Genomic DNA, 26,747 nt, shown 5'->3' on the forward strand with positions numbered 1-26,747 from the left:
TCTTCTTCTCCACTCATGAAGATCACATCAAAAGGCTCAGAAATGGATCCTATTGTGAAATTCTTGCTTTGAGTTCAGTGATCGCTGACACCGGGGTGGGATCGACGCCGTAGCCCAGCGCCAGGTAGGTGCTGGCGAAGTCGCCCAGCGCGATGAGCGTGGCCAGGCGCTCCAGCGGGTGCGTGCCCTCCGCGGCGATCTCCGTCACCCGCACGTCGCGGTCCTGGGCCATGCGCAGCGACGCTTCACGCCGGCGCGTCACCTGCGGGTGCTCCTCGACGTCGCGCAGCACGACCAGCCGCAGCACCCGCGCCGTGGAGTCGGCGAAGATGTCGCGCTCGGCCAGCGGCCCGTCGAAGGCCACCACCTGGTTGTGGTTGACCTCCGGCAGTTCGCCGGACACCGCGGGGTACTTGGCGTTCTCGTTCAGCTGGCAGGCCAGCCGGTACGCCGCCACGGCCGCCAGGGGCGACGACCCCCAGATCATCGGTACGCTCTCGGCGATGTCCAGGGCCAGCGACTTGCCGGGGTTGACGAACCCGTCGCTCGACGGCCTGCACCGGTGCGCGACGTCCTCCAGCCGGACGGCCACCTGCTCGAACAGCGCCGCGTCTGCCTGCACGAGCCCGTACGACGCCGCGGCGACCACCAGCGGGACCGTCAGCAGCCAGAGGTTCGCCCTGGGCTGGCCCGAGACCGGCACGGGGACGTGCGGCGCCGACGCCTGCCTGGCCAGGTCGGCGAGCGGCGAGCCCGCCGCGCCGACCGTCAGCAGGTCGCAGCCGCGCCGCACGGCCTGCGCGACGACGGACAGCGTCTCCTCGGTCTGGCCGGAGCAGGACACCCCGATCACCAGGTCGGCGGCGCCCACCCAACCGGGAAGCTGGTAGCCGCGCACTGTGATGATCGGCAGCGGCGAGCCGTTGCCGCAGACCGCGGCGAGGACGTCGCCCGCGATGCCCGAACCGCCCATGCCCGCGACCACGATCGCCCGGGGGCGGCCCCGCGCGGCCAGGCCTTCCAGCCCCGACTCGACCGCCGTGCGGTGGCCGGTGCGGACCTGGGCCGCGGACGAGGCGACCGCGGGCAGCATGCCGCCCGGGTCGGCGGCGGTGAGGTGGTGCTGGTCGTCGAGCCGGTCGGGCTCCCAGGTCACGGCTTCCTGGCCTCGTCGACGAGCAGGACGGGGATGTCGTCGCGGACCGGGTAGATCAGGCCGCAGCCCGTGCAGACCAGCTCCTCGGCCTCGGTCTCGGCACGCAGCGGCGCCTTGCACGCCGGGCAGGCCAGGATCTCCAGCAGCCAGTCATCGATCTTCACTCTGACACCCTTCTCACGATGGCGAGGACCTCGTCCGCGATCGCCTTCATTGTGCCCTCGTCGGCCGCCTCGGCGTTCAGCCGGATCAGCGGCTCGGTGTTGGACGCGCGCAGGTTGAACCACCAGCCGGGCGCGGTGACGGTGAGCCCGTCGAGCTCGTCCGTCTCGCCGCGCCCCTCGAACGCCCGCCTGACCTCGGCGAAGGCCGCGCCCTGGTCGGCCACGGCGCTGTTGAGCTCGCCGGAGGCGTGGTAGCGGGAGTAGGCCGCCACGACCTCCGACAGCGGACGGCGCTGCTCGCCGAGCGCGGCCAGCACGTGCATGGCGGCCAGCATGCCGGAGTCGGCGAACCAGAAGTCGCGGAAGTAGTAGTGGGCCGAGTGCTCGCCGCCGAACACGGCTCCGGTGCGGGCCATCTCCGCCTTGATGAAGGAGTGGCCGACGCGGGTGCGCACGGGCACGCCGCCGTGCTCGGTGACGATCTCGGGAACGCCGCGCGAGGTGATCAGGTTGTGGATGACCGTCGCGCCGGGGTGCTTGGCCAGCTCGCGTACGGCGACGAGCGCGGTGATGGCGGACGGCGACACGGACGCGCCGCGCTCGTCGACCACCCAGCAGCGGTCGGCGTCGCCGTCGAAGGCGAGCCCGAGGTCGGCGCCGGTCTCGGTCACCGCGCGCTGGAGGTCGACCAGGTTCCGGGGTTCGAGCGGGTTGGCCTCGTGGTTGGGGAACGTGCCGTCGAGCTCGAAGTACAGCGGTGTCAGCTCGATCGGCAGCCCGTCGAAGACGGCGGGGACGGTGTGCCCCGCCATGCCGTTGCCCGCGTCGACGACGACCTTCAGCGGCCTGATGCCCGACAGGTCGACGAGGGTGCGCAGGTGGTGGGCGTAACCGGGCAGGAGGTCCTTCTCGATGAGCGCGCCGGCCGGCTCCGACGCCCCGCCGGCCGCGCCGGCCAGTTCGGCCGCGCGGTCGCGGATCGCCGTGAGGCCCGTCTCGCCGCCGATGGGCACGGCGCCCGCGCGGCACATCTTCATGCCGTTGTAGCGGGCCGGGTTGTGGCTGGCGGTGAACATCACGCCGGGCAGCCCCAGGCTGCCGCTGGCGTAGTAGAGCAGGTCGGTGGAGCCCAGACCGGCGTGGACGACGTCGGCGCGGCGCGAGCGGGCGCCCCTGACGAACGCGGCGGACAGCGGCACGGACGACTCGCGCATGTCGTGGGCGACGACGACCGAGGCGGCACCCGTGACCTCGACGAAGGCCGCCCCCACGGCCTCGGCGATCGTCTCGTCCAGTTCGTCGGGCACCACGCCGCGAACGTCGTACGCCTTGAAGATCTTGGCGAGGTCGCCCACTCTTCAGCTCCGCCCTTAGGTCGTTCCTCCGTGTGAAACGAGCCTACCGGTCACGGTGCTGCTGGGCCGACCGGAGAACGCGCAGGTGCCCGCGCCGGCCGACCTCGACGCCCTGGCCCACGGGCTCCGCGCCGCCGGTGGGGGTGGGCCTGGCGGCCTCCCTTACGGCGTTGGCCAGCGCTTCGAGGTCGTCGGAGCTCGGCGAGGCGCCGTCCGTGGGCAGCCGAACCACCTCCCAGCCGCGGGGCGCGGTCAGTCGCTCGGCGTGTTCTGCGCACAGGTCATAACAGTGTGGCTCGGCGTACGTCGCCAGGGGGCCGAGAACCGCGGTCGAGTCGGCGTACACGTACGTGAGCGTGAAGACGGCAGGCTGGCTGCAGGCGGTGCGGGAACAGCGGCGGACGGGGCTCACGGAGGGACCGTATCTGGTAAGTCTGCCAGGCGCCACTATCTGAGCGCTCTTAACGAGCGTGTCGCCACAATTCGGACACCTGTCGCAGCCTTTCCACCCACATGCACCGATGCCGCCTCCCCTTAGACTTACCGTGTGACTCACAAGCGCGGTCCCAGGCGGCGCGATCGCCACGGCCGGGGTCTCCGCGGCCCGCTCGCTCCCTCCCACGTGCCCGTGGCGAGGTCGCGCAGCGAGCGGTTCGACGACCTCGTGCTCGACGCGGTCGACCGCCTGAAGCCGAAGTGGGACAGGCAGCTGTCCGCGGTCGAGTTCGCGGTCGAGGAGGTGCCGCCGCTCAGCGAGCTCGACGACGGGCCGCGCCTGGGCTCCGACCCCATCCCGTTCGGCAGGGCCGACGCCGCGAACGGCCAGTCACCCGCGTCGATCGTCGTCTACCGCCGTCCGCTCGAGGCCAGGGCGCGCGACCGCGACACGCTGAGCGCGCTGGTCCACGACACGGTGGTGGAGCAGGTCGCGACGCTGCTCGGGCTGTCGCCCGAGACGGTCGACCCCGGCTACGACGACCGCCGCTGACGATCGGCACGGCGTTCTTCCGCGCCGTCGGGACGGTCGCTTCCACGCTTCCGGAGTTTCCAGAAATTCCGAAGAATTCCAGGATTTCGGGACGGGTGTTTTCGGGGATTTCCGGACGGGCGCTTTCCTGACGGGCGTTTCCGGGGCGGGTTTTCACGGCAGCACGACGCGCGGGCTGTCCGTGAGCGACGGCACCATCGTGAACGACCGCCCGGGAGCCAGCGGCTGCACCGTCAGCAGCAGGCCGGCGCGCTGCCGCTCCTCGATGACCCGGCCGCCGTACACCTCGCCGGAGACCGGCGTCACGACGACGGCGTACGCGCCCTTGCCCGCCTTGAGCCGCACGTTCCGCGTGCGCCCGGCGGGCACCTCCACCTCGAACGGCGGGGCCGCCGCCCCGCCCTCCGGCACCACCTGCACCGACACCTTCGCCGCTCCCGCCGGCGCGGTCAGCACCAGGCGCGATCCCGCGGCGTTCGCCGCCACCGTGCTGCCCAGCGCGAGCGAGGACGCGCCCGCCGTGAACGCCACGTCCGGCCGCTGCCCCGTGCCCGTGACGACCATCCCGGCCACGACCGGGGCCGACGAGGTGAGCACCAGGCCCGCGGACTCGCCGCCGATGCCGGTGGTCACGTCCACCGCGACCACGCTCCCCGCCGGCACCTCGACGCTCTCGACCCCCTTCATCGCGTACGCGGCGTCCTCGGTCACCGCCCTGACCTGGACCGTCGCGTCGGCGTCGCCCGGCGCGGCCACCAGCAGCTCCCTGCGCCCGCCGCCGCCCGGCACGCCGGGCACGACGACGCGGGTCGCGGGCGGCGCCGCCGCCGGCAGCCAGTCGACGCCGCCGCTCTCCGGCGCGGCCCGCGCGGCGACGGCCAGCCTGCCGTACGCGGTCGTGACCGACACCGCCGCCACGTCCGCCGACGGCGCGAGGGCCCTGAGGTCGATCTCCTTGCTCTCGCCGGGGGCGATCTCCAGCCCGAGGCCGTCCTTCGAGGTGATCCTGCCCTCGGCCGCGTACACCTCGACGTCGGCCACGGCCGTCACCTTGTCGGCGTTGACGAGGTGCAGGCGCACCGCCGCCCTGGCGGGACCCGGCCCGACCAGCCACGTCCGCCCGCCCGGCTCCACGCAGCGCACGCCCGCCAGCCCGCGGGCCGCGCCGCCCGTGGCGCGCGTGACGTACCCGGCCTCCAGCCCGCCCGTGCCCTCCGTCACGTACGGCTTTCCGCTCTTCATCGGGTCCTCGGACAGGGTCCCCGGCAGGTAGACGCCGACCTTGCCGCCCTTCTCGCCGGGGCACACCACGGTCGCCGACTCGACGGCCGCCCTCCTCGGACCCTCCGGCCTCGGCGCGGCGGGGGCCGGCCTGGTGACGTAGGCGACGCCGTACAGGGCGGACAGCGCGACGACGACCAGCGCCAGCAGGCCGAACCTGTTCTCCACCAGCGCCTTCATCACGCACCCGCCGGCGCGGGCGCCACCGGTTCCGCGCTCTCCTGCCCGCTCTCGCGCCTGCCGGGCGCGGCCATCACCAGGACGAGCAGCGCCAGCGCGCCCTGCGTCCACAGCCAGGGCCGGTGCAGCGCGCTCTCCGGCTGCGCCGCCACCGACGTCACCGGCTCGGTCAGCCCCCACAGGCCGCCCGACTCCGACAGGCTCATGCGGTTCAGCGACGGCTGGGAGTCGAGCGCGGCGACCAGGTCGGGCGAGACCGGCGGCGCCACGGCCACCATCGCCACGCCGTGCTGCGCCAGGGTGGCGGCGTCCTTGCCGCCCCGCCCCGCGATCAGGCCCGCGGCGGCCGCCGCCACCTTGGCGCGGGCCTCCGACGCGACGGGCAGCTCGGCCTCGCCGAGCAGCGGCATGCGTCCGCTCAGCAGGGTGAACGCCGCGCCCCTGACCAGGAGGACGCGCTCGCCCTCCTCGGCGGTGACGGCGGCGAGCGCGGGCAGCGCCTCCGGCGCGTCGCCGGTCAGCGGGCCGCGTACCCCTGTCGCCATCCAGTGGCCGGCCGCCAGCAGCGGCGTGCTGAACGCGACGGCCGCGACCAGCGGGGCGGCCGCCTTGCGCACCCCTCCGGCCGCCCGCAGCTCCGCGAGCCGGTGCGCGCTCAGCCCCACCAGGACGAGCAGCCCGGTGGCCGCGAACGCCAGCGGCACCCCCGGCCACGCCCTCGCGCCGTCGGCGCCGAGCCTGCTGACCAGGATCCCGGCGAGCACGCCGTACAGGGCGACGCCCCAGCCGATCGCGACGATCATGCGCTGCCGCCGGACCAGCAGCGCCGCCAGCGCCGTCGCCACCAGGCCCGCCGTCACCCAGAACGGCGGCACGCCCGGCCCTCCCGGGCTGAACGACAGCAGCGACTCAGGGCCGAGCGCGGAGTCGCTCGACGAGGCGTCGTGCAGGCCCGCCTCCAGCAGGATCCTGCCCGGGTCCGCCACCAGCCCCGCCAGCCACGGGAACAGCAGCGCCACCGGCACGGCCAGCGCGATCGCCATGGAGGTGAACACGCCCTTGCGCACCCCGCCGTACGCGACGGCGGCCAGCACGCCGAGCACCGCGAAGAGCGGGTAGACGAGCGGCACGAACGCCGTGCCCACCGCGAGCAGCAGGCCGAGGCCCCACCCGGCGCGCCTGGCCCTGCGGCGCTCCCCCGACAGCAGGTTGACGCCGAGCGCGGCGTAGACCGGCAGCAGCACGAACACGACCGCCGTGCCCAGCCGTCCCGCCGCGATCGCGCCCGTCGCCACCGGCAGCAGCGCGTACGTCGCCGCCAGCCAGATCCGGGCGGGCACGGCCGGGATGATGCGCCGGGTCGCCAGGTACGCCGACGCCCCGGCCAGCGGCACCGCGCCGAGCAACAGCACGGAGACGGCCAGCCAGGTCTTGCCGAGCGCGAGCGTGGCCAGCGCCGCCATGACCGCGACGTACGGCGGCGCCCACTCGGTGGAGCCGAGCCCGACGTCGTGGAAGCCCTCCGTGTAGAACGTCCACAGGTCGCGGGCGCCGCCGGTGACCGGCACCAGCGCGCCGCCGCCGAGCCGCCCGCCGCCCAGCAGCGACCGCTCCGCCACCAGCGCGACCACGGTCAGCGCGGCCACGAGCAGCACGCCGGGACGGCCGGCGAGGCGCTTGACCGCGCCCGGCTCCTCCGGGGCGATCTGGGCCTCGTCGTCGTCGGCGAACGCGTGGTGGCGTCCGGCGGAGTCCACCGGGCCCTCTCCCGCGAGGAAGCCCTGCACCATGTCGAGCAGCCGCCGGTACGACGCGCCGGGCGGCGACATCAGCCGTCTGACCTGCCGGTAACGCTTCTTGCGGCCGGCGCGCCGCCTGCGCCTGGCCGCCAGCAGCCGGAACGGGTGGCCCAGGACCGACCCCAGCGCCAGCAGTTCGTCGAGCGCGTTCGCCGGCTGCTTGCTCACGAGGAACAGCAGCGCCCGCAGGGCCGAGCCGACCACGTTGCGGACGAGGGCCCACAGCATCGCGCGGAACGGCAGGTTCGCCATCACGACGAAGATGCCGTTGCGCCGGTCGAGCCTGCGCGGATGGTCGCCGCTGACGGTGATGCGCCGCCGCCTGCGCGCCGCGGCCTCCGCGTGCCAGGCGACCGCCGGAGTCACCGCCAGCACCCTGTGCCCGGCGTTGCGCACGCGCCAGCACAGGTCGAGATCGTCGCGGAAGATCGGGAGGAACGGGTCGAGCCCGCCGACGGCCTCCCACACGTCGCGGCGGACCAGCATGCCCGCCGTCGACACCGACAGCACCTCCCTGGTGCCGTCGTGCTGGCCCTGGTCGAACTCGCGCGGCTCCAGGCCGGTGTCCCTGCGCCCGGTGCGGTCGACGGTCACGCCCACCTCGGCCAGCCGCCTGCGGTCGAGCCAGTCACGCAACTTCGGGCCGAGCACCGCCGCCTTCGGGTCCTGCTCAGCCGCCGTGAGCAGCGACTCCAGTGCCCGCCTGTCGGGGAGGCAGTCGTCGTGCAGCAGCCAGATCCACTCGTCGGGGCCGGACGGCGGCAGCTTGTCCAGCACCTCGGCCACGGCCTCGCCGAACCCGGTCGAACGCGGCAGCCTCAGGACGTTGCCCCCGCCGAGCACCTGCGCCATCAGGTCGGCCGAGCCGTCCCTGCTGCCGTTGTCGGCGCCCGCCACCCGGTCGGGCCGCCGGCTCTGCCCGGCGAGCCCCCGCAGCGTCTCCGTCAGCCAGCGCCCGCCGTCGTGGGCGACGACGACCGCGGTCACGTACGGACGGGACATGGGCGGGCTTCTCCAGGGGGGTCGAAGGGCCGCGCCCACCATACATGCGAAAAAGGGTCACACGGCAGCCGCGTGACCCTTTCCCCTTTATCCCCCTAAACGGCCTGACGCTTGATGCGTCTCCGCTCTCGCTCGGACAGTCCACCCCAGATGCCGAACCGCTCATCGTGCTCAAGCGCGTACTCCAGGCACTCGGCACGGACCTCGCACGATCGGCAGACCTTCTTGGCTTCTCGGGTGGAGCCGCCCTTCTCCGGGAAGAACGCCTCCGGATCAGTCTGCGCGCAGAGCGCGCGCTCCTGCCAGCCGAGTTCTTCAGCGTCAAGCTGATCCTGTGCGATGACCGGATCGGTCACTGCACACCTCCCTGCCGCCCGCCCGCAATGGAGCCCCCCATGAACGCCTTCCTTAGTACCCACCCACAGGAAGGCGTAACAACATGGTTGTAATTACACGCGTGTGTTGCACGCGACGTCAAGCGGCATGCCGGTATCCGGGGAAAGACCAGTTCTCGCCCCGGTGTCCATCTCATGCGATGTTCGCACCTGGCCCGACGCCCCTATTCCATGGCGTTGGCCTGGGTTGTTCAACAGTGTCAGCGGTCGGAACCGTACCAGGGCGGTATAGACGCCCGCCCCCGGGCCACCTTCTCTCTAGCCGTGCTTTGCGGGTCCGTTACCTGCGTGGCTCATTGGGGGTGTATATGGCGGTCGGGTCGATCGGGTCGTCCCCGGAGCGGTCGCCCAGCGCGTCACCGCCCCTGTAGGCCGAAGGATCGATGCGCATCGTCGACTCGCTCTGCAGGTCCGACCAGCTCGGAGCGGCCGGAGCCTGGTGGGCGGGACGGTACGGCGGAGGCTCGTACGAGCCCTGCTGCTGCTCGTACTGCCCGGACTGCGGCTGCTGCGGATGGCCGAACGGATCGTCGTACGGCCGGCCCTGGCCGCCGTAGTCGGGCAGCCTCAGCTCCGGCTGCGTGCCCGGCAGCGAGTGCTGCTGGTAGGTCTCGGCCTGCTGGTAGGCGTGCAGGAGCTGCTGCGAGCGCGGGTCCACGGGCAGGTCAGGCTCCTGATAGGAGGGCTCCTGCGGCTGCTGCGCGGCCGCGTACTCGTGGCCCGAGTAGCCCGTGAACGGCTGGCCGCCCTGCTGCGGCTCGGGGTAGGAGACGTTCGGGCTCGTCTCCACCGAGGAGTACGAACGGTCGGCCGGGGCCCCGAAGCCGCCGGGCGCCTGCGCCTGCTGGTCGTTCGCGGGGGGCGCGTACGGGGCGGGCTGGGCGTACAGGCTCGGCTGACTGTCGGCGGGCACGTACGGGCCGGGCGTGTACTCGGAGGACGACGTGAAGCCCGTGTCCGGCAGGGTCTCGCTCGGGGTGTAGCCGGGCCGGCCGCCGAAGCCGGACGGCTGCGAGCCGTAGCCCGCGCCCTGCGGCCCGTCCTGCCCGAACGGCTGGGCCTGACCGAGCGGCGACTGCGCCTGCCCGAGCGGCTGCGCCTGGTCGGCGTGGCCGAAGGACTGCTGCGCCTGGTCGGCGTGGCCGAACGGCTGCTGTGCCTGGTCGGGCCGCCCGAAGGGCTGCTGCGGGAGGTCCGACTGGCCGAAAGGCTGCTGGGCGGCGTCGGGCTGGCCGAAGGGCTGCGGCCCTGACTGGCCCTGCTGCCCGTGCTGCCCGTGCTGGCCGAACGGCGCCTGGCCGGGCTGCTGGAGCGGGTCGTGCTGCCCGGACTGCGGGCCCGAGTCGGACTGGCCGCCGAAGGACTGGGCCTGCCCCGGCTGCCCGAACGGCGACTGCCCGGACTGGACGGCGGCGTCGGGCCGGCCGAAGTGCTGCGGCGCGGAGTCGGGCCGGCCGAAGGGGGTCTGGGGCTGGCCGAAGTGCTGCGCCGAGTCGGGCTGGCCCGCGTGGCTCTGCGGCTGGGGCGCGTAGCCCGAACCCTGCCGCATCTGCTCGGGCTGGCCGAACTGCTGCTGAACCTGATCGGGCTGGCCGGCGTAGCTCTGCGGCTGCGGCCCGTAACCCGAACCCTGCTGCTGAACCTGATCGGGCTGACCCGCGAAGCTCTGCGGCTGCGGCCCGTAACCCGAACCCTGCTGCTGGGGCTGCTCCGGCTGCCCGCCCAGGCCGGGCTGCCCCGTGAGACCGGGCTGCGGGCCCAGGTTCGCGGCCTGCGGCTCCGCCTGGTGCGCGCCGTAACCGCCCGCCTGGCCCTGTCCGCCGAAACCCTGCTCCTGGCCCTGGCCGCCGTAACCGCCCGGCTGGCTCTGACCGCCGAAACCGGGCTCCTGGCCCTGGCCGCCGTAACCGCCCGGCTGGCCCGGAGCGCCGTAGTCGCCCGGCCCGCCCTGTGAGGCGTACGCCGGGGGCTGCTCCTGGTCGGAGGCGTAGGCGGGGGCCTGCTCGGGCCCGCCGCCGAAGCTCTGCGGCTGGGGCGCGTAGCCCGAGCCCTGCTGCTGCGCCTGGTCCGGCCGACCGGCGAAGCTCTGCGGCTGCGGCCCGTAGCCCGAACCCTGCTGAGCCTGCTCGCCCTGGCCGAACTGCTGCTGATGGTCAGGCTGACCGAACTGCTGCCGCCCCTGGTCGGACTGGCCGTACTGCTCCTGGCCCTGGTCGGGGCGGCCGTACTGCTGCTGGGGCTGGTCCTGGCGGCCGTACAGGGCGGCCTCGTCGGGTTGGATGATCTGAGTCGCGGACTGCGGCTGATAGCCCTGGGGCTCCGGCAGGCGAGATCCGGCGCCCTGCTGGTCGGCCTGGTCCTGCTGGGAGGCGGCGGCGGCCGGGGGCTGCTCCTGGGAGGCGGCGTGGGAGGGGGCCGCCTCGATCTCGCGCGGGAAGCCGGCGCCCTGCTGCGCGGGCGGCTGCTGGTGCTGCGCCGGGGCGCCGTAGGGGGAGGCGGCGCCGCCGGGCTGGCCGCCGTCGGCCTGGTCGGGACGGCCGAACTGCTGCCCGAACCGCTGCCCCTGCGACGGCTCGTGGAAGCTCTGCTGGTACGGGGCCGCCGCTCCCGACTGCGCCTGCGGCAGCAGGTACACCAGCGCGACGGCGGCGAGCGCGAGCATGGGGACGCCGGTCAGCACGAACTCCACCACGGACCGCAGCCCGTACCCGGAGAACAGGCCGAGGAGGAAGGCGAGCGCGCCGAGCGCGGTGGCCAGCCCGAGCGCGGCGGTGGCGCCGAGGGTGATGAGCCTGGACTTGGGCGTGGGGCGGCCTGCCCTGGTGGCGAGCAGCACCGCGCCGACGAGCAGCGCGACCGTGACGGGGCCGGCCAGGCCGGAGAGGTTGACGTACGCGCGGGCCGCGATGGACGTTCCGGTGTAGAGCGGGCCGGGCGACGAGCCGATCAGGACCCTGCCCGCCGACAGCAGCACGTTCACGGCGCCGACAGCGAGCATGAGCCAGGCGGCAGGCTCCCTGAGCCGCTCGGCGTTAAATTTGCTCACAAGTACCCCCATCGGACCCTTTGGTCCGAAGGGAGTTTGCCACATCACGGAGAGCCACGGCGGGAGTCCCAGGAACCTCGTGCACCCCAATTCGGCACAGACCTGGCAGGACTCCCCGGCAACGGAGTCCAGGGAAACGGTTGTCGGAGGCCGGTGGAAGACTGGCCGCATGCACATCGTGTCCCTCGCCGGCGGCATCGGCGGCGCCCGGTTCCTGCGCGGCCTGCGCGCGGCCGCACCCGACGCCGCGATCACCGTCATCGGCAACACGGGTGACGACATCACCCTGTTCGGCCTGCGGGTCTGCCCCGACCTCGACACCGTCATGTACACCCTGGGCGGGGGCATCAACGAGGAACAGGGCTGGGGCCGCGCCGACGAGTCCCACGTCGTCAAGGAGGAGCTGGCGGCGTACGGGGTGGAGCCGCAGTGGTTCGGGCTGGGCGACCGCGACTTCGCCACCCACATCGTGCGCTCCCAGATGCTGGAGGCCGGCTTCCCGCTCTCGCAGATCACGCAGGCGCTCTGCACCCGGTGGCAGCCGGGCGTGCGCCTGCTGCCCATGACCGACGACCGCTGCGAGACCCACGTCGTGATCAGCGACGAGCACGGCAGGCGCGCGGTGCACTTCCAGGAGTGGTGGGTGCGCATGCGGGCCTCGGTGCCCGCCGAGTCGTTCGCGCTGGTGGGGGCCGACTCCGCCAAGCCCGCGCCGGGCGTGCTGGAGGCCGTCGAGCAGGCCGACGTCGTGATCCTGCCGCCGTCCAACCCGGTGGTGAGCATCGGGACGATCCTGCAGGTGCCGGGCATCCGCGAGGCCGTGGCCGCCAAGACCGTCGTCGGCGTCTCGCCGATCATCGGCGGCGCGCCGGTGCGCGGCATGGCCGACGCCTGCCTGACCGCCATCGGCGTCGAGACCACCGCCCAGGCGGTCCTCGACCTGTACGGCGCGGGGCTCCTCGACGGCTGGCTGGTCGCCCCCGAGGACGACGGGGTGGCGCTCGACGGCGTGCGCGTCGTGGCCCGTCCCCTGCTCATGCACGACGCCGGCGCGGCGGCCGACATCGCGCGCGCCGCCCTCGACCTCGCCCTGGAGCTGGCCCGATGAGCGACCGTTGGAGCGACCGCGTGGAGATCCTGCCGATCAGCGGCATCGGCGAGGTGCGTCCCGGCGACGACCTGGCCGCCCTGCTGAGCGGCGCCGGCCTGCGCGACGGCGACGTCGTCGTGGTCACGTCCAAGGTCGTGAGCAAGGCCGAGGGGCGGGTCAGGCAGGCGCCCGACCGCGCGGCGGCCATCGAGGAGGAGACCGAGCGGGTGGTGGCCAGGCGGGGCGACCTGGTCATCGCCCAGACCCGCCACGGCTTCGTCATGGCCGCGGCCGGGGTCGACGCCTCCAACACCGAGCCCGGCACCGTCCTGCTCCTGCCCGAGGACCCCGACGCTTCGGCCAGGCGCATCCGGGCGGGCCTCGGGCTGCGGGTGGGCGTGATCGTGTCCGACACGTTCGGGCGGCCGTGGCGCAACGGGCTCACCGACGTCGCCATCGGCGCGGCGGGCGTGCGCCCGCTCGACGACTTCCGCGGCGCCACCGACGGCTACGGCAACGAGCTCAACGCCACCGTCACCGCGCTCGCCGACGAGATCGCGGCGGCGGCCGAGCTGGTCAAGGGCAAGCTGTCGGGCGTGCCCGCCGCGATCGTGCGCGGGCTGGAGCACCTGGTCACCGACGACGACGGGCCGGGCGCGCGCCCGCTCGTGCGTCCCGCCGACGAGGACCTGTTCAGGCACGGCTCGCGCGACGTGGTGTTCGCGCGCCGCACGATCAGGGAGTTCTCCGACCTGCCCGTCGATCCCGCGGCGGTGCGCAGGGCGGTGGCCGCCGGCATCGCCGCGCCCGCGCCGCACCACACGACGCCGTGGCGGTTCGTGCTGGTCGAGAGCGCCGCCACCCGGGTCAAGCTGCTCGACGCGATGCGCGACGCGTGGATCGCCGACCTGCGGGGCGACGGGTTCTCCGAGGAGTCGATCGCCAAGCGGGTCAGGCGGGGCGACGTGCTGCGAAACGCGCCGTACCTGGTCGTGCCGTGCCTGGTGATGGAGGGGTCGCACACGTACCGCGACGACCGGCGCAACGCCTCCGAGCGGGAGATGTTCGTGGTGGCGATGGGCGCGGGGGTGGAGAACTTCCTCGTCCAGCTCGCGGTCGAGGGGCTGGGGTCGGCCTGGGTGTCGTCCACGATGTTCTGCCGTCCCGTGGTGCGGGAGGTGCTCGACCTGCCCGCCTCTTGGGACCCGATGGGCTGCGTGGCGGTGGGCCACGCGGCGGCGGCGCCGCGCCGGCGGCCGCCCCGCGACGCGTCCGACTTCATCGTCACCCGCTGACGACGTCTCCGCCCCGCCATCGCTTCGAGCGGCGGGGCCGGGCGGGCACGAGTGTTGACGACGGTGTTGTCCGATCCGTCAGCGGACCATTTACCGTTAGGAAACTTTCCTTTACATTTGGAGCATCCCCCCATGTAAAGGAGCCACTTCATGCGAAGGACTCTCACGTTAGTCGCGGTGGCGATGATCACGATCGCCACCACCGTCTTCAGCTCGTCGCCGGCGTTCGCCCACGGCTACGTCAACTGGCCGCCCAGCAGGCAGGCCTTCTGCGCGCAGGGCAAGGTGCCCGACTGCGGCCAGATCATCTACGAGCCCCAGAGCGTCGAAGGGCCCAAGGGGCTGCGCAGCTGCAACGCCAACCTGGCGCAGTTCGCCCAGCTCAACGACGACAGCAAGCCCTGGCCCGTCACCCAGGTGGGCAACTCGGTGACCTTCACCTGGACGTTCACCGCCCGGCACGCCACGCTCAACTACGAGTACTACATCGGCGGCAACCGGGTCGCGGTGTTCAACGGCGGCGGCCAGCAGCCGCCGCCCACGATCTCGCACACGGTGGACCTGTCGGGCTACTCCGGCCGCCAGAAGGTCCTCGCCATCTGGAACATCTCCGACACCGCCAACGCCTTCTACTCCTGCATCGACCTGCAGATCGGCAGCGGCGGCGGCACCCCGACGCCCACCCCGACCGTGACCCCCACCCAGTCGCCGACCCCCACCCCCACCGTGACGGCGCCGTCCGGCACCTGGCAGGCGGGCACCTCGTACGCCCCCGGCGACCAGGTGACGTACGGCGGCGCGGCCTACCGCTGCCTCCAGGCCCACACCGCCCTGCCCGGCTGGGAGCCGCCGAACGTCCCGGCGCTGTGGCAGAAGGCGTGACGGTGGACCGCGTCCGTGACGCCGTGGTGTCGCTGTTCCGCGTCGTGGTGGGGCTGCTGTTCGCCTGCCACGGCGCGGCGACCCTGTTCGGCGTCCTCGGAGGCCCGCACGGCGGGAAGGTCCCGGCGGTGGGCGCGTGGCCCGACTGGTGGGCGGGGGTGATCGAGCTCGGCGCCGGCGGCCTGGTCGCCGTCGGGCTCGCCACCCGCGCCGCCGCGCTGCTCTGCTCGGGCACGATGGCGTACGCCTACTTCTCGGTTCACCTGCCCAAGGGGCTCTTCCCGCTGACCAACGGCGGGGAGCCGGCCGCTTTGTTCTCGTGGTCGTTCCTGGTGCTGGCGCTGGTGGGGAGCGGCGCCTGGTCGCTCGACACGCTGCTGTCGCGGCTGCGACGGCCGGCCGGCCTCCAGGAGCCCGCCCCCCGGACCTGACCACGGGACGAACAGCGAGAACACCGGCCAGGAGGCCCGGGAACGCCCACCGCTCCCGGGCCTCCGTTCACGGCCGAGCACGGCTAGGCGGTGGGTTTGCAGGTCGGGTGGCAGAGGCGGCGCGCCAGGGCGGCGAGGAAGACGTCGATGATCTCCCCCGGCTGCCTGGCCTCGTGCAGGGAGCCGTTCGTCGCGGCGGCGATCCGCGACAGCCCGCCCGCGTCCGCGCCCGAGCCGAAAGCGATGATCACGATCTGGACGGGCCGGTCCGGCTTCCACTCGCTGTGCAGCCGGTCGAGGAGGCGCTGGAGCGAGATTCCCTTCCCGTCGTCCCTGCCGGCCGTGATGACGAGGAGGGAGTTGTTCATCTCCTCGCGGTAGTCGCTGGTGACCTCGCGGAAGCCGCTCAGGACGGCGTCGTACAGCGAGCTGGGCCTGTCCGGGTGCGCGGTGATCGTCGTGGTGAGCTCGTCCAGGCGGCCGCGCCTGATCACCTGGCCGGTCTCGGGCTCGCTGATGGGGCCCAGCCCGACGCGTTCCCTGTAGCCCTTGATCCCGCCGATGCCGTGGGCGAACTCCCACATGCCCATGTGGGTGGAGTCGGGGAACAGCCGCAGGCCGATCCTGGCGGCGTCCAGGGCCACCTCGACCCTGGTGCGCCCGGCGAGCGGCTCGGCCATGTGCCCCGACGTGTCGGCCAGCACGAGGATGTTCGTGGGCGGGGCGAGCCTGCTCCACGCCCGCAGCGCCTCGTCGATGTCCTGCTGGCCGACCGACTGCCTGACCCGGGGCGCGGCGGCGGGGATCTCAGGCCCGGGCGGGACGGGGCCCTGCGTCCCGTCGCCCGACCTGAACCCGGCCCGGCGCACGATGTCCTGCGCCTCGGGGCCCTTGAGCCAGCCGGCGAACGCCGTGGACGCGTCGGCGACGGCGGGGTCGGTCGCCGTCACCACGTACGGGTAGTCCAGCATGATGGTGCCCTCGCGCGGGTGCAGCGCGACGACGGGGTCGCCCGAGGGACTCATGGCGTGCGCGCGGACGGACTGCTCGGGCACGATCACGACGGGCCGCTGCCAGAACGTGCGGTCGTCCACGGCGGCGAGCATGCTGCGATAGTCGGGCGCGGACCCGGCCTGCGCCCACCGGACGAACGCCGTCAGCGCCTTGTCCGCCTCCGGCCCGGTGCCGACGACGTCCCTGGCGGCGGCCACGGTGGCGATGCCGGCCCCGGCCAGCGACGGATCGGGCACGCGGACGACGTCGGGCTCGCCGTCGGTGGGCGTCAGCCGACCTCGCACGGTCGGGGGGAAGACCATGCGCCAGTTCATCTCGGTCCTGCCGACGGAGAAGCGCGTGGCGAGCGACTGCCGGGTGGCGAAGACGAGCGGCGAGGTGGCGACGACGGTCTCACTCGCCGGCAGCGCGCCCGCGCCCTGCCGGCGCGCCAGCCTGATCCACGCGGACGAGTCGGCGATCCACCCGTCGGGCCGCTTCTGCAGCACGCCCGCGCGGTCGCCGATGAGGGTGCGCAGGACCGTGGCGGGCGGCTGCTCGGTGACCTGGACGAGCACGCACCGCCCGCCCACCGCCGTCCTCGTCTCGTTGAAGCGTTCGGCCGCGCTCATGGCGGCGGGCGCGACGTCCACGGCGGCGGCGACGCTGACGAGAACAGGCTCTCGTGTGCTGCACAGGACGCCGCCGCCGCCGAACACGACGACGACGGCGGCGGCCGCGACCGCCACCGCGGCGAGCCCGGCGAGCGTCCCTCGGTGGAGCGCCTTCCTCCGTCGCTGCTCAGGAGTCAGCGCGGCACGGTGTCGACCCAACCGCAACGGTGAACCTCTCTCCAGGGGAGAGACGATTCTCCCAGCGCCTCCTGCACCCCGCGCAAGTCTCGATAGAACTCGTTATCGCTAGACCAGAGGCAGGGTCCTGCGCACGCTCTGGCACACGCCGTCGCTCGCCAGCGACGCCGCCAGCCGCTCGTCGTCCGGACGCCCGTACTCGGTGGTGCGCTGCCTGACCGGCCTGCCGGTGACCTCCACCATCGCCCGCAGCTCGCTGATCGTCTTGTACGACCCGTTCTCCGACCCCGCCATGCGGCTGATGGTCTCCTCCATCAGGGTGCCGCCGAGGTCGTTCACGCCGCCCCGCAGCACCTGGCGGCACAGGTCGTCCTGGAGCTTCACCCAGGAGCACTGGATGTTGGAGATGGCGCCGTGCAGCAGGATCCTGGCCAGCGCGTGGACTGCCCGGTTCTCCTGCGCGGTGGGCCCCGGCCTGGCGATGCCCGCCAGGTAGATGGGCGCGCTCGTGTGGACGAACGGCAGCAGCACGAACTCGGAGAACCCGCCCGTCTCCTCCTGCAGCCGCCTGATCAGCTTGATGTGCCGCACCCAGTGCAGGTGGTTGTCCACGTGCCCGTACATCATGGTGGACGTCGTCGGGATGCCCACCCGGTGGGCGGTCGTGATGACGTCGATCCAGTCCTGCGTGGGCAGTTTGCCCTTGGTCAGCACCCAGCGTACGTCGTCGTCGAGGATCTCGGCGGCCGTGCCGGGCAGGGAGTCCACGCCGGCCTCCTTGGCCGCCTCCAGCCAGTCACGGACGGAGAGGTTCGTCCGGCTCGCGCCGTTGATGACCTCCATCGGCGAGAACGCGTGGACGTGCATGCGCGGCGTCCGCGTCTTCACCGCCCTCGCGATCTCGAAGTAGGCGGTGCCGGGCAGGTCGGGGTGGATGCCGCCCTGCATGCACACCTCGGTCGCGCCGGCCGCCCAGGCCTCCTCCGCGCGGTCGGCGACCTGCTCCAGGCTCAGCGTGTACGCGTCGGCGTCCGTCCTGCGCTGCGCGAACGCGCAGAAGCGGCAGCCGGTGTAGCAGACGTTGGTGAAGTTGATGTTCCTGTTGACCACGTAGGTGACGTCGTCGCCCACCGCCTGCCTGCGCAGCTCGTCGGCGATGCCGGCCAGCTCGTCCAGGGCGTCGCCCTCGGCGCCGAGCAGCGCGACGGCCTCGGCGTCGGTCAGGCCCGCAGGGTCGGCTTCCGCGCGCTTGAGCGCCCTGCGCACGTCGTCCGGCGTGCCCGGCCCGGCCGGAGCCGCCCCGAGACGGGACCGCAGGGCCTCCCAGTCGCCGTAGACGTGGTCGAAGTCCTCCCGCCGGTCGGCGGCCCGGCCGGTCGTGTCCACCTCGACGTGCAGGTCCACCCGGCCGGACGGGGCGAACCCGCCGTCGGGCTCCTGCCACGGCCGCCCCACGGGCACGGCGTCCTCGCGGGCCAGGCCCGTGTCCGGGTCGGCGAGGGCGGCGACGTGCCCGAGCACGCGCGGGTCCAGCCAGGGCTCGCCCGCGCGCACGTACTCCGGGTAGACGGTCAGCCGCTCGCGCAGCGCGAACCCGGACGTGGCGGTGCGCTCGGCGAGGTCGTCGATCTGCGGCCACGGCCGCTCCGGGTTGACGTGGTCGGGCGTCAACGGCGACACGCCGCCCCAGTCGTCGATCCCGGCGCGGATCATGAGGTCGTACTCGGCGTCCACCAGGTTCGGCGGCGCCTGGACGCGCGTGCGCGGCCCGAGGACGAGCCGCGTCACGGCGATCGTCGCCGCGAGCTCCTGCAGGTCGGCGTCCGGCATGCCGCGCATCGCGGTGTCGGGCTTGGCGCGGAAGTTCTGGACGATGACCTCCTGGATGCCGCCGTACTCGCGCGCCACCCGCCGGATCGCGAAGATCGACTCCGCGCGGTCCTCGACCGTCTCGCCGATGCCGATGAGGATGCCCGTCGTGAACGGCACGTTGGAGCGCCCGGCGTCCTCCAGCACGCGCAGCCGCACCGCCGGGTCCTTGTCGGGCGAGCCGTGATGCGCCTGCCCCTTCTCCTCGAACAGCCGGCGCGACGTGGTCTCCAGCATCATGCCCATCGACGGCGCCACCGGCTTGAGCCGCTGCAGGTCGCGCCACGACAGCACGCCAGGGTTCAGGTGGGGCAGCAGCCCGGTCTCCTCCAGCACCCTGATCGCCATCGCCCGCACGTACGAGAGCGTGTCGTCGTAGCCGTGCGCGTCGAGCCACTCGCGGGCCTGGTGCCAGCGGTCCTCAGGCCGGTCCCCCAGCGTGAACAGCGCCTCCTTGCACCCCATGGCCGCGCCCTGCCGCGCGATCTCCAGCACCTCGTCCGGGCTCAGGAAGGCCGCGTCGAGCTTGTGCGGGGCGGTCGCGAACGTGCAGTAGCCGCAGCGGTCCCGGCACAGCCTGGTCAGCGGGATGAACACCTTCCTGCTGTAGGTGATGACCCCCTCGCGGCCCGCGGCCCGCAGCCCGGCGTCGCGGACGCGGGAGGCGTGGTCGAGCAGCGCGTCGAGATGCTCGTCCCTGGCCTGGAGCAGGACGGCGGCCTCGGTGACGTCGAGGGCCTTGCCGTCGCGGGCGCGGGCCAGAGCGCGGCGGAGCGCGGAATCATGGGCGAGACTCATAGCGGCACACTACGTCCCCCTGAGTTCGCGCCCCGCACCCAGGGCACGGCCACACCGGGCGGCACGCTCAGAAGGCGCGGTAGTCGCGGGCCGGCATGCGGGGGCCGCGCGCGGGCGGGCGCAGGCCAGTCAGCCCGATCAGCACCGTCGCCCGGTGCCGATGCCCCTGGTACGGCTCCAGCAGCCGCAGCATCCCCCGGTCGTCCGTCTTCTCCCCCGTCAGCGCGTACCCCACGATCGAGGGCAGGTGGTAGTCGCCGACGCTGACGGCGTCGGGGTCGCCGAACACGCGCTGGCGCACCTCCGCCGACGTCCACACGCCGACGCCGGGCAGGGCGCGCAGCAGCCGGTCGAGCTCCTGCGACGTGGCCGCCGCCTCCAGCTTGGCGGCGTGCCAGGCGGCCGTGGCGATCGTCCTGGCCCTGACCGCCTCGGCTCCCGACCGGTGCCAGTGCCACGACGGGATCTCCCGCCACACCGACGGCTCGGGCACCACGAGCATGCCGTCGGGGGCTGGGCCGGGGGCGGGCTCGCCGTAGCGGCGCAGCAGCCAGCGCCAGGCCCGCCACGCCTCCTGGCCGACGACCTTCTGCTCCAGCACGGCGGGCACCAGGGCCTCCATGACCCGGCCGGTGCGGCCGATGCGCAGCCCGGCGTGCCGCCTGGCGGCCTCGGCGAGCACCGGGTGCGCGGCGGCGAAGCCGGAGACGTCGTCGTACGCGCCGAGCAGCGCGGGCAGCGACTCCAGGATCGACTCCGCGCCCGGACCCCACGCCTGGGCGTGCACCGCGCCGGACCGCACGCCCACCCTGAGCGTGCAGGGGCCGTCAGGAGTCCTCGTGGTGCGCCAGACGGCGCCGTCGGCGGTCTGCCGCCAGGCGGGGTCGCCGCCGCCGCGCTTGTGGGGCGCCAGTGCGAGCCCCACATCGAGCGGCCCCTCGGGCGTCCACCAGCGCTCCCTCACCCGTCCAGTGTGCCGCGCGCGAAGGAGCGCCCGCGCCGGGAGGCGGTCAGACGTCGCTGCTGTAGCGGACGGCGCGTTCCGGCAGCTCCACGCCGGGCCAGATGCGCACCCCTGCCTGCAGCTCGTTGCCGGGCCCGACCACGGCGCCGTCGCCGACGACCGCGTCGCGCACCACGGTGCCCGCGCAGACCCTGGCGCCCCTGCCGAGCACGGAGTCGGTGACGATCGCCCCGGCCTCGACGACGCAGCCGTCGCTCAGCACCGAGCCGACGACCGTGGCCCCGGCCTCGACGACGGCCCGCGCGCCGACGGCGGTGCCGCCCCTGACCTTCGCCTCGGGCGACACGCGCGAGCCCTCCAGGGCGAGGTACTCGCCGTGCGGCCCCGGCAGCGCCGGGGAGCCGAGGCGGCCCAGCACGAGGTCGCGCGAGCCCTGCACGTACGCGGCCGGGGTGCCGACGTCGAGCCAGTACGTCCTGTCGGCGTAGCCGAGCACGAGCTGCCCGGACTCGATCAGGCCGGGGAACGTCTCCCGCTCGACGGAGACGACCTCGTCCTTCGGGATCTGGTCGATGACGGAGCGGGTGAAGACGTAGCAGCCGGCGTTGATGCGGTTGGTGACGGGGTTGGGGGTCTTCTCCAGGAACGCGGTGACGCGCCCCTCGTCGTCGGTGGGCACGCAGCCGAACCTGCTGGGGTCGTCGACCTCGGTCAGATGGAGCGTTACAGCGGCCTCGCGGGCCAGGTGCGCGCGCACCTGGTCGCCGATGTCGTGCCCGGACAGGATGTCGCCGTTGAGCACGAGCACCGGGTCGGACGGGCCCGCGCCGAGCGCCTGCGCGGCGTTGCGGATCGCGCCGCCCGTGCCGAGCGGGGTCTCCTCGGTCATGTACTCGAGCGAGAGCCCGAGGGCAGACCCGTCGCCGAACACCGGCTCGAACATCGAGGCCTTGTACGAGGTCGCGAAGACGATCCTGCGCACGCCGAACGAGCGGGCGCGGGCGAGTTGGTGGGCCAGGAACGGCACCCCCGCGGTGGGCAGCAGCGGCTTCGGCGTGCCCAGTGTCAGTGGACGCAGGCGTGTGCCCTGCCCCCCGACCAGGAGGATCGCCTCGAGGTCTGGCAAAGAGCTCTCCATCACTCGGTGAGACTAGCGAACTATTCGATCGCGCGTTGATAAGAGCTCAGATGTGCGTCGGCCGAGACGTCCCATGTGAACTCGCGGGCCCTGGCCAGACCCGCCGCGGAGAGCCGCCTCCTCCGCTCGGGCGAGCCGAGCAGCCGTCCCAGCTCCTCGGCGATGCTGTCGGCGTCCGGCTCGGTGTACGCGACGGCGTCGCCGCCGACCTCGGGCAGCGACGTGCGGTGGGTGGTGAGCACGGGCGCGCCGCAGGCCATGGCCTCCAGCACGGGCAGGCCGAAGCCCTCGCCGCGCGAGGGGAAGGCCACGACGAGCGCGCCGCCGAGGAACCCCGGCAGGTCGGGCGCGCGCAGGTAGCCGGGCCTGATCACGCGTACGGTCGCCTCGACCTCGCGGCAGGCGGCGTCGACGTCCGCCTCGTGCACGCCGCCGCCGATGACCAGCGCGGGCGGGCGCTCCATCCGCGCGGCGGCCCTCGCGAAGCCGCGGATCAGGTTGGGGACGTTCTTGCGTGGTTCGAGCGCGCCCAGGAAGGCGACGTACGGCTGGCCGTGCAGCCCGCACCTGTCGGAGGCCCGCCTGATCTCCTCCTCGGTCGGCGGGTGGAACTGGGCGGTGTCGACGCCGTGGTAGGCGACGTCGATGCGCGTGGGGTCGGCCGCGAGGACGCGGACGAGTTCGTCCCTGGTGGCCTTGGACGGCACGATGACCCGCCGCGCGTGGCGCACGGCGGTGCGGGTGGCCGAGCGGAAGAACGACGCCCTGGACGGGCTGTGGTGCTCCGGCTCGGTGAACCAGGTGACGTCGTGCACGGTCGCGACGACGGGCAGGCCCGCGCGCAGCGGGATCGAGTAGAACGGCGCGTGGATCACCTCGGCCCCGGCCCGGCGGGCGAGCAGCGGCAGCCCGGTCTGCTCCCAGGCGAGCCTGGCCGCCCGGTTCGTGATGGCGACGGGACCGGGGATGACGTCGGCGGACGGCGCGATGCCGCGGTAGCGTTCGGCCTCCGCCCGCTGGCAGACCACCGCCAGATCGGCTCCCGCGCGGTGCAGCGCGCCCACCAGACCGTCGACGTAGCGGATCAGTGCGCCGCGGTCGGCGGGGACCGCTGCGGCGTCCACGAGCACCCGAGGCATACGAAGATCTTCTCCCCTCAAGATCAACGCGGGACTGGGGCGTCCCCTCTGCTCCAGCTTATGGCGAGCATCCCGGCAATAGTGGGCCGAATCACACGAGCCGCGTCACGCGGTGTCCCGGCGGGTCGCGATTCCCGCGAGGCCCGCGCACAGGAGGTCGCCCGCGACGATGACGATGCGCGAGCACAGCGCGACCGCGATGGCCGAGCCGCTGTCGAGCACGGGCGCGAGCACCGCGACCATCGCCACCTCACGCACCCCCGCCCCGGCCGGGACGAGGAACGTCATGATGCCCAGGCACCACGACAGCGCGAACGCGCCGACGGCGAACACCACGCCGCCCTGCGGCGCGACGGCGTACAGGTGCAGGCCGTAGCAGAGCCAGCCGGCGAGCGCCCAGGCGAGCGCGGTGAGCATGCCGCGCCTGGTGAGGGGGCGTTCGAGCGGCTCGCGCCGCAGCCTGCGCAGGCCGAACCCGATCAGCGAGTTGATCACCTTGGGTTCGAGCAGGACGAGCAGCACCGGGACGGCGAGCAGCAGCCAACCGTAACGGTCCCAGCCCAGCGTGACGAGCGTCACGAGCAGGCCGCTGGCCAGCTGGATCGGCATCATCAGGAAGAACGCCGCGGCGCTGCGCGAGCGCGGCACGCCGAGGTCGCGGCCCATCTCCATCTGGGCGAGCACGGGCCACACCGCGCCCGGGATGTACTTGCCGAGCTGGCCCACGAAGAACACCTTCGCGGCGGGCCTGAGCGGCAGCGGCGAGCCGAGGTCGGCCAGCAGGGTGCGCCAGGTGAGCATCGCGCCCAGCAGCGCCGCCACCACCGCGACGAGCGACCCCGCCACCGCGGGCCACGACAGCCGGGCGAACCCGGCCACCACGGCGTCCCACTGCCTGGCCACCGCCCAGGCGCCGAACCCGAGCGCGACCAGCAGGAACACCGGCCGCACCGCCTTGCGCAGCACCGCTTTCGACAGCGCCGCCCGCCGCGCGGGCCCGCCTCTCACGGCCTCGCCCTCGGCATCGCGGGAGGGGCGCCCCCCGGCCCCGGCGGGCCTCCCGGAGGCCGCCGACCCGTCGCGCGGGGCCGCGCCCCGGCTCACAGCGGCCGCACCCGCTCGGGCGGCTGCGGCAGCGCGGGGCCCGCGGGCCGGCGCGGCGTCTTCGTGGCCACCCACAGATACGTCGGGACGAGCGGCAGCAGCAGCCGCAGCACCTCGCGCGGCGTGCGCGAGAGCACGGCGCGCACGAGGGCGCCGAGCGGGCCGGGGAACAGCTCGCCGCCCGCGAACCTCGTGGGCGTGGCGAGCACCGGCAGCGTGTAGTCCCAGACGTGGAAGGCCCGCAGCATCCTGCGCAGCCCCCGCCGCGTGCGGAACCGCTCGTAGTAGTGGTCGGCGCGGCCGAAGGCGCGCACGTACCGGTCGGCGAGCGCGGGCGGCAGGTACGACAGGAACGGCAGCTTGTAGTGCGGCTCCATGATGCCGAGCCGGTTGCCGAGCCCCAGGTAGAGCACCCCGTCGTCGGACAGCACGCGGCGCATCTCGGCCACCACCGCGTCGGGGTCGACGACGTGCTCGTAGATGTGGTTGAAGACCAGCACGTCCACGGACCCGTCGGGGAACGGCAGCGCCGTGCCGTCGCCGCAGACGAACGCCACCCGCTCGCCGAACCTGTCGGCGGCCCTGCGCAGCCCCGGCACGTCGATGTCGACGCCCAGGGTGTGCTTGGCCCCGGCCCGCGCCAGCTCGTCGGCGATGAACCCGGCCGAGCAGCCGACGTCGCCCACGGTCAGGCCCGAGAGCGGCCCGTGGAAGTGCTCCAGCACCGCGATGATCTTCGCGGCCTTGCGCCTGCGCTTGCCCTCGTCGAGCATGGCCGACTGGAACTCGGAGTACTCGAGCTGTGCGACGCGTTCCTTACCCACGCCGGTTAACAGTACCCTCGCCCCGGCCCCCGCCCCGCCCGCCCGGCTCACGTCGCCGCGGACCCACCGCTTCGCCGTCACGCTGGCCGCGCCCCGCCGCTCCGCGTAACCTGGGCCAATGCTCCGCAGCCTGCTGCGCGTCGCCCTCGCCCTGGTCGCGCTCGCCTTCCTCGGATACGGCCTGGCCACCAACTGGCACCAGACGGTCGAGGCCGTGGCCGCGATGTCGCCCCTGGCCGTCGTCGGGGCTTTCGCCGCGGTGCTCGCCGGCCAGTTCCTCATGCTGGTCGCCTGGCGCCGCATCCTGGCCGGGCTCGGCACGCCGGTGCCGCTGCGCGTGGCGGGACGCATCATGTTCGTGGGCCAGCTCGGCAAGTACATCCCCGGCGCGGTCTGGGCGTACGCGGCGATGATGGACCTCGGGCGCGACCACGGCAGCCCGCCGCGCCGCACCTTCGCCACGATCTCGCTCGGGCTGGTGATCAACCTCGGGGTCGGCCTGTCGATCGCCGCCGCCACGCTCGCCACCCAGGAGGCCGTGCGCCAGGCCTGGTACCTCGTGCTGCTCGTCCCCGTGATCGTCGTCTGCCTGCACCCGAAGGTGCTGACGTGGGGGCTCAACCTGGCGCTGCGGGTGGCCCGCAGGGAGCCGCTGGAGAGCGCCCTGCCCGGCCGCACCGTCGCCGCCGCCGTCGCCTGGACGGCGCTCGGCTGGTTCGTGTACGGCCTGCACACCTGGCTGCTGTCCGGCCGCTGGGACCTGTACGTCATCGCCACCGGCGCGTACGCGTTCGCCTGGTGCACCGGCCTGCTCACGTTCGTGGTGCCCGCGGGCGTCGGCGTCAGGGAGGGGGCGCTGGTGCTGGTGCTCGGGCCGATCATCGGCACCGGCCCGGCGCTCGCGGCGGCGATCGTGTCGCGCGTGGCGTTCACGCTGGCCGACGCCACCGCCGCAGGCGTCGCGTTCCTGCTGGGCCGTCAGGTCTCCAGCAGCTCCGCCACGTACGCCGCCCAGAACGGCTCGGGATCGACGGCCTTGACCCCCGACCGCAACCTCTCCGGCTCGCCCGAGGCGTAGAACCGCTCGATCGCGGCGCGCAGCGCGGCCACGTCGCCAGGCTCGCACAGCAGGCCGTCGACGCCGTCGGTGACGTGGTCGGCCAGCGCCCCGACCCTGGTCGCGATCACCGGCACGCCGTGCTCGTGCCCCAGCCACACGTTCTGGCTGGCCGTCGCGCTCCTGTACGGCAGCACCAGCGCGTCGGCCGCGGCGAACAGCGCGGGCACCTCGCCGGCGGGCACGTAGCCCGGCCTGAGCTCGACCCGGTCGGTCAGGCCCAACTCGGCGACGAGCGCCTTCGTCTCGTCGAGCCCGCCCCAGAACTCGCCCGCCACGGTCAGCGAGACGCCCTCGGGCAGCGCCCGCAGCAGGAGGTCAAGCCCCTTGTACGGCCGCACGATGCCGAAGAACAGCAGCCTGCGCCGCACCCCGCCGGACGCGGCGGCGCTCGTGGACGGCAGGTGCGGCGGCAGCGCCGCCACGCGGACCGGCGCGCCGGTGAGCCCCCTGGCGAGCTCGGCCTGCTGCTCGCCGTGGGTGAGCACCCCGTCGACCCGCCTGAGCAGCGCCCGCATGAGCGGCTCGTCGTACGGCTTGCGCTCGTGCGGCAGGACGTTGTGGCACAGGGCGACCGTCCGCGTCCTGCGGCCGACGCCGTACAGGATGCCGAGGTAGGAGGGCACCTGCACCGGGCTGAGCACGGCCAGCACGGCCAGGTCGGCCTGGCGCAGCCGCCGGCCCGCCGCCACCCACCCGTCGGGCCGCCGCCAGTCGAGCCTGCGCACCGTCCTCGGGTACGGCGTGCCCTCGGGCGCGGAGATCGTCTGCTGCCCCGGGTACAGGAACGACGGGTACTGGGCCCGCCACGACTCGATCACCACGTCGTGGCCGTGCGCCGCCAGCCGGTGCGCCAGCTCGGTGGTGTGCTGCGCACCGCCCCCCTTGTACGGGTACGTCGGCCCGACGATCGCGACGCGCACCG

Annotated in this window: 22 protein-coding genes; 6 read left to right on the plus strand and 16 right to left on the minus strand. The window is 73.8% G+C overall.

Translation table 11 applies throughout. From position 1 onward, the window contains the following. Positions 1–49 precede the first annotated feature (49 nt). The 4 genes from BMX74_RS30290 to BMX74_RS30305 are packed head-to-tail and all read right to left on the minus strand — an operon-like array spanning position 50 to position 3,087. Entirely contained in the window at positions 50–1,156 is a 1,107-nt protein-coding gene (locus BMX74_RS30290) for a bifunctional phosphoglucose/phosphomannose isomerase (protein ID WP_055506652.1), read from the minus strand. Beyond that, positions 1,153–1,320, minus strand: a complete 168-nt coding sequence (locus BMX74_RS30295) for a Trm112 family protein (RefSeq protein WP_082535407.1) — start codon at positions 1,318–1,320, stop codon at positions 1,153–1,155. The genes BMX74_RS30290 and BMX74_RS30295 overlap by 4 nt, the downstream gene beginning before the upstream one ends. Further along, the gene (locus BMX74_RS30300; protein WP_055506651.1) at positions 1,317–2,675 is read right to left on the minus strand and encodes a phosphomannomutase/phosphoglucomutase; all 1,359 of its coding nucleotides are present in this window, start codon (positions 2,673–2,675) and stop codon (positions 1,317–1,319) included. The genes BMX74_RS30295 and BMX74_RS30300 overlap by 4 nt, the downstream gene beginning before the upstream one ends. Before the next feature lie 43 nt (positions 2,676–2,718). Continuing rightward, complete coding sequence (locus BMX74_RS30305; protein ID WP_055506650.1) at positions 2,719–3,087, minus strand: DUF3499 domain-containing protein; 369 nt, start codon at positions 3,085–3,087, stop codon at positions 2,719–2,721. Between the two features lie 135 nt (positions 3,088–3,222). Here BMX74_RS30305 and BMX74_RS30310 point away from each other — a divergent pair, with 135 nt between their 5' ends. Further along, positions 3,223–3,663, plus strand: a complete 441-nt coding sequence (locus tag BMX74_RS30310) for a metallopeptidase family protein (RefSeq protein ID WP_055506649.1) — start codon at positions 3,223–3,225, stop codon at positions 3,661–3,663. A 153-nt stretch (positions 3,664–3,816) separates the two neighbouring features. Here BMX74_RS30310 and BMX74_RS30315 read toward each other — a convergent pair whose 3' ends face one another. The 4 genes from BMX74_RS30315 to BMX74_RS30330 form a co-directional block, all read right to left on the minus strand. Further along, positions 3,817–5,124: a DUF5719 family protein gene (locus BMX74_RS30315; protein WP_055506648.1), complete on the minus strand. Its 1,308-nt coding sequence runs from the start codon at positions 5,122–5,124 to the stop codon at positions 3,817–3,819. Then, positions 5,124–7,925: a glycosyltransferase family 2 protein gene (locus BMX74_RS30320; RefSeq protein WP_091104059.1), complete on the minus strand. Its 2,802-nt coding sequence runs from the start codon at positions 7,923–7,925 to the stop codon at positions 5,124–5,126. Before BMX74_RS30320 ends, BMX74_RS30315 begins: the two co-directional genes overlap by 1 nt. Before the next feature lie 95 nt (positions 7,926–8,020). Next, a complete protein-coding gene (locus BMX74_RS30325) occupies positions 8,021–8,281 on the minus strand; it encodes a WhiB family transcriptional regulator (RefSeq protein ID WP_020546325.1) in 261 nt (86 codons plus the stop codon). A gap of 319 nt (positions 8,282–8,600) precedes the next feature. Further along, the gene (locus BMX74_RS30330) at positions 8,601–11,366 is read right to left on the minus strand and encodes a hypothetical protein (protein ID WP_143078811.1); all 2,766 of its coding nucleotides are present in this window, start codon (positions 11,364–11,366) and stop codon (positions 8,601–8,603) included. A 169-nt stretch (positions 11,367–11,535) separates the two neighbouring features. On the opposite strand from BMX74_RS30330, the gene cofD reads away from it, so the two are divergent. The 4 genes from cofD to BMX74_RS30350 all read left to right on the plus strand — a co-directional run bounded on the left by cofD (position 11,536) and on the right by BMX74_RS30350 (position 15,064). Then, positions 11,536–12,474 carry a 2-phospho-L-lactate transferase gene (cofD, locus tag BMX74_RS30335; RefSeq protein ID WP_055506645.1) on the plus strand — a complete coding sequence of 313 codons (939 nt, stop codon included), beginning with the start codon at positions 11,536–11,538 and terminating at the stop codon, positions 12,472–12,474. Continuing rightward, complete coding sequence (locus BMX74_RS30340) at positions 12,471–13,751, plus strand: coenzyme F420-0:L-glutamate ligase (RefSeq protein ID WP_091104061.1); 1,281 nt, start codon at positions 12,471–12,473, stop codon at positions 13,749–13,751. Before cofD ends, BMX74_RS30340 begins: the two co-directional genes overlap by 4 nt. 150 nt (positions 13,752–13,901) lie before the next feature. Next, positions 13,902–14,633 (plus strand): lytic polysaccharide monooxygenase, encoded by a 732-nt coding sequence (locus BMX74_RS30345; RefSeq protein ID WP_055506643.1) that lies wholly within the window; start codon positions 13,902–13,904, stop codon positions 14,631–14,633. A gap of 2 nt (positions 14,634–14,635) precedes the next feature. Continuing rightward, positions 14,636–15,064: a DoxX family protein gene (locus tag BMX74_RS30350; protein ID WP_082535469.1), complete on the plus strand. Its 429-nt coding sequence runs from the start codon at positions 14,636–14,638 to the stop codon at positions 15,062–15,064. 83 nt (positions 15,065–15,147) lie between these two features. Here the strand turns inward: BMX74_RS30350 and BMX74_RS30355 are convergent, their stop codons facing one another. The 7 genes from BMX74_RS30355 to BMX74_RS30385 form a co-directional block, all read right to left on the minus strand. After that, the gene (locus tag BMX74_RS30355) at positions 15,148–16,890 is read right to left on the minus strand and encodes a substrate-binding and VWA domain-containing protein (protein ID WP_091104063.1); all 1,743 of its coding nucleotides are present in this window, start codon (positions 16,888–16,890) and stop codon (positions 15,148–15,150) included. Positions 16,891–16,977: 87 nt separating this feature from the next. Continuing rightward, positions 16,978–19,536: a bifunctional FO biosynthesis protein CofGH gene (locus BMX74_RS30360; protein ID WP_091104065.1), complete on the minus strand. Its 2,559-nt coding sequence runs from the start codon at positions 19,534–19,536 to the stop codon at positions 16,978–16,980. Between the two features lie 67 nt (positions 19,537–19,603). After that, complete coding sequence (locus BMX74_RS30365; protein ID WP_055506640.1) at positions 19,604–20,500, minus strand: DNA-3-methyladenine glycosylase family protein; 897 nt, start codon at positions 20,498–20,500, stop codon at positions 19,604–19,606. Positions 20,501–20,546: 46 nt separating this feature from the next. Then, positions 20,547–21,626, minus strand: coding sequence for a mannose-1-phosphate guanylyltransferase (gene manB, locus BMX74_RS30370; RefSeq protein WP_256257346.1), 1,080 nt, complete (start codon positions 21,624–21,626; stop codon positions 20,547–20,549). A 32-nt stretch (positions 21,627–21,658) separates the two neighbouring features. Continuing rightward, complete coding sequence (locus BMX74_RS30375) at positions 21,659–22,777, minus strand: glycosyltransferase family 4 protein (protein WP_091104068.1); 1,119 nt, start codon at positions 22,775–22,777, stop codon at positions 21,659–21,661. Between the two features lie 105 nt (positions 22,778–22,882). Then, complete coding sequence (locus BMX74_RS30380) at positions 22,883–23,785, minus strand: lysylphosphatidylglycerol synthase domain-containing protein (protein ID WP_256257347.1); 903 nt, start codon at positions 23,783–23,785, stop codon at positions 22,883–22,885. 92 nt (positions 23,786–23,877) lie between these two features. After that, positions 23,878–24,705 carry a class I SAM-dependent methyltransferase gene (locus BMX74_RS30385; protein WP_091104069.1) on the minus strand — a complete coding sequence of 276 codons (828 nt, stop codon included), beginning with the start codon at positions 24,703–24,705 and terminating at the stop codon, positions 23,878–23,880. A 118-nt stretch (positions 24,706–24,823) separates the two neighbouring features. Here BMX74_RS30385 and BMX74_RS30390 point away from each other — a divergent pair, with 118 nt between their 5' ends. Then, positions 24,824–25,783 carry a lysylphosphatidylglycerol synthase domain-containing protein gene (locus BMX74_RS30390; protein WP_055506637.1) on the plus strand — a complete coding sequence of 320 codons (960 nt, stop codon included), beginning with the start codon at positions 24,824–24,826 and terminating at the stop codon, positions 25,781–25,783. Here the strand turns inward: BMX74_RS30390 and BMX74_RS30395 are convergent. Beyond that, entirely contained in the window at positions 25,684–26,745 is a 1,062-nt protein-coding gene (locus BMX74_RS30395) for a glycosyltransferase family 4 protein (protein WP_055506636.1), read from the minus strand. The two genes, BMX74_RS30390 and BMX74_RS30395, sit on opposite strands and share 100 nt — an antisense overlap. Positions 26,746–26,747: the final 2 nt, after the last annotated feature.

The organism is Nonomuraea pusilla, from assembly GCF_900109355.1.
Classification (GTDB): domain Bacteria; phylum Actinomycetota; class Actinomycetes; order Streptosporangiales; family Streptosporangiaceae; genus Nonomuraea; species Nonomuraea pusilla.

Excerpts from the sequence above, each read along its gene's own strand:
- BMX74_RS30345 (WP_055506643.1), top strand. The coding sequence starts at position 13,902 with ATGCGAAGGACTCTCACGTTAGTCGCGGTGGCGATGATCACGATCGCC.
- cofD (WP_055506645.1), top strand. The coding sequence starts at position 11,536 with ATGCACATCGTGTCCCTCGCCGGCGGCATCGGCGGCGCCCGGTTCCTG.
- BMX74_RS30315 (WP_055506648.1), bottom strand. The coding sequence starts at position 5,124 with ATGAAGGCGCTGGTGGAGAACAGGTTCGGCCTGCTGGCGCTGGTCGTC.
- BMX74_RS30390 (WP_055506637.1), top strand. The coding sequence starts at position 24,824 with ATGCTCCGCAGCCTGCTGCGCGTCGCCCTCGCCCTGGTCGCGCTCGCC.
- BMX74_RS30375 (WP_091104068.1), bottom strand. The coding sequence starts at position 22,777 with ATGCCTCGGGTGCTCGTGGACGCCGCAGCGGTCCCCGCCGACCGCGGC.
- BMX74_RS30340 (WP_091104061.1), top strand. The coding sequence starts at position 12,471 with ATGAGCGACCGTTGGAGCGACCGCGTGGAGATCCTGCCGATCAGCGGC.
- BMX74_RS30320 (WP_091104059.1), bottom strand. The coding sequence starts at position 7,925 with ATGTCCCGTCCGTACGTGACCGCGGTCGTCGTCGCCCACGACGGCGGG.
- BMX74_RS30360 (WP_091104065.1), bottom strand. The coding sequence starts at position 19,536 with ATGAGTCTCGCCCATGATTCCGCGCTCCGCCGCGCTCTGGCCCGCGCC.